This window comes from Kocuria subflava, assembly GCF_012163155.1.
Lineage (GTDB): Bacteria > Actinomycetota > Actinomycetes > Actinomycetales > Micrococcaceae > Kocuria > Kocuria subflava.
On record NZ_JAAVUN010000261.1, the window covers coordinates 1 to 510 of the forward strand.

General features: G+C 68.2%; 1 protein-coding gene. It reads right to left on the minus strand.

What is annotated here, in order from left to right; genetic code table 11:
* The coding region (locus GTW58_RS14090) for a DNA topoisomerase (protein ID WP_245195291.1) at positions 1 to 510 on the minus strand (510 nt) is incomplete at both ends.

Below are 510 nucleotides of genomic sequence, written 5' to 3' on the forward strand. Positions count from 1 at the left end.
GCCGTTGTCCGCGCCGTCCTCACCGAAGTAGACCCGCTGCAACCATTCCTGCCGGTCCTCCTCGCCGCGGGCGATCCGGTCCAGGCCTTCCTCCATCTCCGCGGTGAAGTCGTAGTCGACGTAGTCGGAGAAGTGTTGTTCCAGCAGACGCACCACGGAGAACGCCGTCCAGGACGGGATCAACGCGGTGCCGCGCACCTTGACGTAACCGCGGTCCACGATCGTGGAGATCACGGCCGCGTAGGTCGAGGGACGGCCGATGCCCATTTCGTCCATGGCCGCCACCAGGGAGGCCTCCGTGTAGCGGGCGGGGGGACGCGTCGAGTGACCGTCGGCGGTGACCTCCGCGGCCTCCAGTGCGTCGCCCTCCTCCATCTGCGGGAGACGCTTGTCGCCGGACTTCGCGTCGTCCTTGTCCGTGCCGGTGTCCCGGGCAGAGTCCTTGGCCTCCTGGTAGGCGGAGGGGAAGCCGGGGAAGGTGATCACGGTTCCCGAGGCGCTGAACTCGGC